Source organism: Rhizomicrobium sp., assembly GCF_056722145.1.
The window spans coordinates 1-5558 of the sequence record NZ_JBWZET010000162.1; the positions used below are offsets into that span (position 1 = coordinate 1).

A 5558-nucleotide genomic window follows, 5' to 3' on the forward strand; every position below is an offset into this window, starting at 1 on the left:
CCTCGGTCTGAACCTGGCGACGCCGAGTGCCCCATGGCAAAAGATCATTGTTAGCAGGCCGCCCTGCCGGGGCCCGTGCGGGTCGGCGGGCTAATCCCGAAAGGTCTAGGATATACCGGGGCTTGCGGGCGACGCCAGGGCTTGGCGGGGTCCCAGGCGCTTCGGTCCAAGGCGGTATCCATGCCGCCCATGCAGTCCATACGAACCGTGCTGGGGATTCGCCGGTCGCCAGGAGAGGGTGGTTCGCATCCACCTCCCTGATCCACCACTTTCCTTTCCGCAGTATGGCGCTGAGACGGCCTTCCTAGAAAGCTGCGCCGGGCCGATGACTTGCCGGATGACGTTCGGCAGGACGGCGTCGCAACGGCGCGCGCGGATCACGCGATGGTCTTCACCGAACGTGCTGTAATGGCCTCATTGCGTTTGCCGGTTAGTATCATGTTGGACTTTCCGGCCGTGTCCCCCGTGCGCTTTTTACTGGTGTGATGGTGACCGGTTTGGCTCATCATGGCGGGGCGTTTTTTCTGCGCTGAACATTTCACCGCTTGCCCTGCTGCGCTCGCCATGCCGCGTCTGCCCGCAATCCTCCCTGCTATCTCCTGCGCCGGCAAAGCGTGCGCGACCCGCGCGGCGCGAGCGATCCGGCCAAATCTCGCTCGGATGCCCCGACAAGACGGGGGTGGCCTCGCACCATTCTTCGATCGAGGGGAAGAACTGAGCCATGGAACATAAGCCGAGCCTGCGGCTGTTGCTGGTGTTGGCGCTGTTGTCGATCGCCGCCATCGGAACCGCCTTTTACGGCTGGCGCAACGCGCACGCGCCGTTGACCGACGCGATCTATCTCGCCTTCACCAGCATCGATGCCGGCGTGGCGTATGAAGAGATCGGCGCCAAGCATCCCGGCGATCTGCCGCTGGAAGTGGCGCGCTTTCTCGGTCTCGTCGTCGAGCCGTTGGTGGTGGTGATCCTGTTTCTGGGATTGTTCCGCAAGAGTCTTTACCGGATCGGCGCCGCCTTCAAACGCCACCATCTGATCGTGATCGGCGACAGCGCCTTTGCCGACAGCCTGAGCGAGGCGCCCAACACCTCCGTGATCCATTTGCGCAGCATCAGCGACGACATTCATGTCAGCCATGGGCTTATCCGATTGCCCTTTTCGGGGATCGACATGCGGGCGCTGTCGTGGATCGGCGCCAAAAAGGCCAGTGCCATCGTTGTGGCGCCCGCCGACGACCGCAACGCGGTCGACGTTGCCCTTGCGGCGCGCAAGGAATATCCCGATACCCAGGTCTGTGTGCGCGCCCGCGATGCGTGGCTGGCCGAAAGCCTGCGCAATCTGCCCGGTGCCGAATTCCTCAGCGCCTTTTCCGAGCCGGGTCTGGCGGCGCGGTTCGTGGTGCGCCGCTATCCGCCCTTTCTCATGGCCAAGGATGCGGGGCAGCAGCGCATTCATGCGCTTCTGCTGGGCGACGAGAATTGGCTGGAAGCGCTGATCGGCGAGATGATCCTGACGGCGCGCACGCTGACCTTCGGCAAGCTGATGTTCACGGCGCTATGTGCCGATCCCGATGGCTTGCGGGAAAAATTGGTGCGGCGCTATCCGGAAATCGAGGCCGAAGCGGACATCCACCTGTTGCCGGCCGGTTATCTCGACCGCAACGCGACGTTCGCGGCCGACATTGCGCGGATCAGTGCGGTCGCGCCGGTGACGGCGGTTTACGTCTTGTATCGCGACGACCGCCATGCGCTTTCGGCGGCATTGTCGTTTGTCGCCCAGGCGCGTGAAGCCGCGTTTCCGCCGCCGGTCTTCGCCATCGATGGCAGCCAGATGGTCCAGCGGCCGCCGTCCGGCAGCGCCCTCGAGGCCAACCATCTCGTTCTCTTCGGTACCACCGACGACCTCATCGCGGCGAGCGGTTTTCTGACGAAGCAGAACGGTCTGCCGGAGCGCCGATTTCACGAGGCCTATCTGGAGATCGCATCGGGCGACGCTCCGGCCTGCAAGAAATGGGAGGAATTGCCCGAAGACTACCGCGTCTCCAATCGTCGCGTTGTGGCGCACATTCCTGCCAAGCTGTTCGATGCCGGCTTCGATCTGCGGTCGTGGATGGGCGATCACGACATCTTAAAGAGCTTGCCGGCGCTGGCGCCGCACGAGGCGTTGTACGGCAATGATGCCGAGCTCGAGCGGCTGGCGGAACTGGAACACGAACGCTGGGTCGCCGATCGACGCCTCAGCGGCTGGCGCTATGCTGAAACGCGCGATAACCGGCGCAAGCATCACACCGACCTCAAGCCCTTCGATCAGCTGACCGAAGAGAAGAAAGGCTACGACCGCCAATCGATCGTTCAGCTGCAAAAGATCCTGACGCGGGGAAGCGGGAGCCTAAGGCGACTGCCCTCTCCAGGATAAAGATCGGCGCACCGGTGCGGGCGGGGCCATTGCGGCGCGGGGCAACAAGGATAACGGGAATTTTCGCTATTACCTGCGCCGGCGGGTGGGCTTGGTTCGCCCCGATCCACCACTTCTTCGGACTGCCGCCCCGCTTGTCTGGGGCCGGAAAGCCGGGTCTTTTCCGCGGCTTGACGGCGCGGTTGCGGGCGAGGGCGGGGGCGGGGAAGCGGGCGCCGCGTCATAAAGGCGGTTGACGGCGGAGTGTTTCGCAGGTGTCTGACGCGGGCGATTTTGTGACAGGGGGCGTTATGGGCGTGATGAGTCTGCTCAACCTTCAAAGCGTTGCCGGCGTCGTCCTCATCCTGTTGTTCTGCTGGCTGTTCTCGGAGAACCGCCGGCGCTTTCCGTTCCTGTTGGTGATCGGCGCCATCGGCGTCCAGGTGGCGCTGGTGCTGGCGCTGTTCGGCGTCCCGGCGATCCGCGCCGGCTTGACCAATTTCGGCGCCGTGTTCGATGGGCTGGCCAAGTCGACCCAGACCGGCGTCGCCTTCGTCTTCGGGTTCCTCAGCGGGATGGGCACCCAGCCCTATCCGATGACCAACGAGGGCGCCCTGTTCGTGTTCGGCTTCCGCGTCCTGCCGGTGATCCTGGTGGTGTGCACGCTGGCCGCGCTGCTGTGGCATTGGGGCATCCTGAAGTGGATCACCCGCGCATTCGGCTTCTTGTTCTCGCGCACCATGGGCCTTCGCGGACCGACCGCGCTGGCCGCTGCCGCCACCATCTTCATGGGTCAGGTCGAAGGCCCGATCATGATCCGCGCCTATCTCAACCGGCTGACGCGGTCCGAGCTGTTCCTCCTGATCACCGTCGGCATGGCCTGCGTGTCGGGCTCGACCATGGTGGCGTACGTCACCATCCTGTCGGGCGTCTTGAAGGGCGCTGCGGCGCACGTCTTGACCGCTTCCATTATTTCGGCGCCGGCCGGCATTCTCTTGGCGCGCATTCTGGTGCCGCGCGATCCCAAGGCCGAAGCCGAGCAGGAGAAGGTCGCGCTGACCGACCGCACCTACAGTTCGTCGATGGATGCCATCATGAAGGGCATCAACGACGGTATGCAGATCGCGGTCAACGTCGCGGCCTGCCTGATCGTGTTCGTGGCGCTGGTGGCGATGGTCAACGGCATGTTTGGCATCCTGCCGCATGTCGGCGGCGCTCCGGTCAGCGTCGAGCGCATCCTCGGTTACGTTTTTGCGCCGGTGGCGTGGTGCCTTGGCATCCAGCAAAACGAAATCCTGGCGGCGGGCCAGCTCCTCGGCACCAAGATGATGCTGACCGAGTTTACCGCCTTCATCAAACTCGGTGCCATTCCGGCGGCGGAGATGACCGAGCGCACCCGGGTGATCATGACCTATGCGCTATGCGGCTTCGCCAATGTCGCGTCGGTCGGCATCAACCTCGCTGGCTATTCGGTGCTGCTTCCGGAGCGGCGCGAGGAGATCATCAAGATGGTGGGCAAGGCGATGCTGGCGGGCTTCTTCGCCACCTGCATGAGCGCCGCCATCGTCGGCGCCATTCCGACCGCGATCCTGATGCCGAAGTAGCGGGCATTCTCAGGGTGGCATAGGCACGGGCGGCTGGTACAATGCCGCCCGTTTCCATTTTTTGGGTTCGCCATGCCGCACGCCGACAAGTTCCTCGCCTATATCGATGCCTCGCCGTCGCCCTATCACGCCATTGCCGCGGCGGTGTCGCGGCTGACGGCCGCCGGTTTTGCGCCGCTGGCTGAGGCCGACCGCTGGGCCTTGAAGCCGGGCGGGGCGTATTTTGTCGTGCGCGGCGGCAAATCGCTGATCGCTTGGCGCCATGGCTCGGCGCCTGCGGCCGAGGCGGGGTTCCGCTTCGTCGCCGCCCATAGCGACAGCCCGGTGTTGAAGCTGCGTCCGCGCCCCGATCTGGACGCCAAAGGCGTGCGCCTGCTGACCGCCGAGGTTTATGGCGGCCCGCTGCTCAACACCTGGTTCGACCGCGAGTTGAAGGTCGCCGGGGCGGTGTGGTGCGGCGGCGCGGCGATCACGCGCCATCTCGTCGATTTGAAGAATCTGCCGGTGCGGCTGGTGTCGCTCGCCATTCATCTGAAGGCCGATAAGGGCAGCGACAGCTTCACCCTCGATCGCGAAAAGGACCTTGCGGTGTTCGTGGGCCAGGGCCAGCCCGGCTTCGATCTGGTCAAGGGCGCGATTGCCGAGGCGCTGGGCTCCGATCCCGGCCCGATCCTGTCGATCGATCTCAGCCTGGGCGATGCGGCGCCGGCGATGCGGCTGGGGGCCGAAGGCGAACTCATCAGTGCGCCGCGGCTCGACAATCTGTTCAGCGCCTACACCGCGCTCGCCGCGCTGATGGAGAGCGCGCCAGCCGAAGCGACGCTCGGCGCCATCGTTTATGATGCCGAGGAGATCGGCAGCCAGACCTACACCGGCGCCCGTTCCAATTTCGTCGAGAGCGTGGTCGACCGTATCGTCGGCGGCGGCTCGGAAGAGGTGTGGCGCGCCAAGGCCCGCTCGCTGATCGTCAGCGCCGACATGGCCCACGCCGAGCATCCTTCGTTCACGACCGCGACCGATCCGGCCACCGTGCCCGCGCTCAACAAGGGTCTTGCGGTCAAAACCGGCGTGCAAGGCAATTACGCCATCGGCCCGGCGGCAGAGGCGTGGTTCTTCAAGGTGTGCGAAGAGGCCGGCGTGCCACTGCAGCGCTTCCGCTATCGCTGCGACCACGGCCGCGGCTCCTCGATCGGCCCGATGGCGACCGCGGGATTGGGTATCGCCGGCATCGACGTCGGTGCCCCGATGCTGGCGATGCATTCCATTCGCGAACTCGCCGGCACGTCAGATTTGGATGCCTCGATCCGCGCCTTCGCCGCGCTGTTCGCCTCGCGCGAGCCGTTGGGGATTTAACCAAAACTATCATCCCCGCCAAGCGAGGCGCGAAGCGGCGGAGCGTCGACCGGGGACCCAGGTGCTGGCGCGCGCACATCGCCAACAGCGCGGCACCGTAGTTTTCTTGGACTAGAGCATCGGACGTTCAAGCGAGATCATTCTTTCCTCCCCCGCGATGCTCAAATCATGACGGTGGCACGCCGCCGAAACAGCGGGGGTGGAAAGAT

At 64.8% G+C, this 5558-nt stretch carries 4 protein-coding genes; 3 read left to right on the forward strand and 1 reads right to left on the reverse strand.

Annotation, left to right across the window (positions count from 1 at the left end):
* Positions 1 to 377 precede the first annotated feature (377 nt).
* Complete coding sequence (locus tag AC1P6P_RS08835) at positions 378 to 566, reverse strand: hypothetical protein (RefSeq protein ID WP_481402072.1); 189 nt, start codon at positions 564 to 566, stop codon at positions 378 to 380.
* 155 nt (positions 567 to 721) lie between these two features.
* On the opposite strand from AC1P6P_RS08835, the gene AC1P6P_RS08840 reads away from it, so the two are divergent.
* From AC1P6P_RS08840 to AC1P6P_RS08850, 3 genes are all read left to right on the forward strand, one after another.
* On the forward strand, positions 722 to 2413 hold the full coding sequence (locus AC1P6P_RS08840; protein ID WP_481402073.1) for a RyR domain-containing protein: 1692 nt from the start codon (positions 722 to 724) through the stop codon (positions 2411 to 2413).
* 290 nt (positions 2414 to 2703) lie between these two features.
* Positions 2704 to 3996: a NupC/NupG family nucleoside CNT transporter gene (locus AC1P6P_RS08845; RefSeq protein WP_481402074.1), complete on the forward strand. Its 1293-nt coding sequence runs from the start codon at positions 2704 to 2706 to the stop codon at positions 3994 to 3996.
* 72 nt (positions 3997 to 4068) lie between these two features.
* Complete coding sequence (locus AC1P6P_RS08850; protein WP_481402075.1) at positions 4069 to 5349, forward strand: M18 family aminopeptidase; 1281 nt, start codon at positions 4069 to 4071, stop codon at positions 5347 to 5349.
* Positions 5350 to 5558 lie beyond the last annotated feature (209 nt).

What these genes read in the sequence shown, in the direction of transcription:
- AC1P6P_RS08840 (WP_481402073.1), top strand. Translation starts at nt 722, where the DNA reads ATGGAACATAAGCCGAGCCTGCGGCTGTTGCTGGTGTTGGCGCTGTTG.
- AC1P6P_RS08845 (WP_481402074.1), top strand. Translation starts at nt 2,704, where the DNA reads ATGGGCGTGATGAGTCTGCTCAACCTTCAAAGCGTTGCCGGCGTCGTC.
- AC1P6P_RS08850 (WP_481402075.1), top strand. Translation starts at nt 4,069, where the DNA reads ATGCCGCACGCCGACAAGTTCCTCGCCTATATCGATGCCTCGCCGTCG.
- AC1P6P_RS08835 (WP_481402072.1), bottom strand. Translation starts at nt 566, where the DNA reads ATGGCGAGCGCAGCAGGGCAAGCGGTGAAATGTTCAGCGCAGAAAAAA.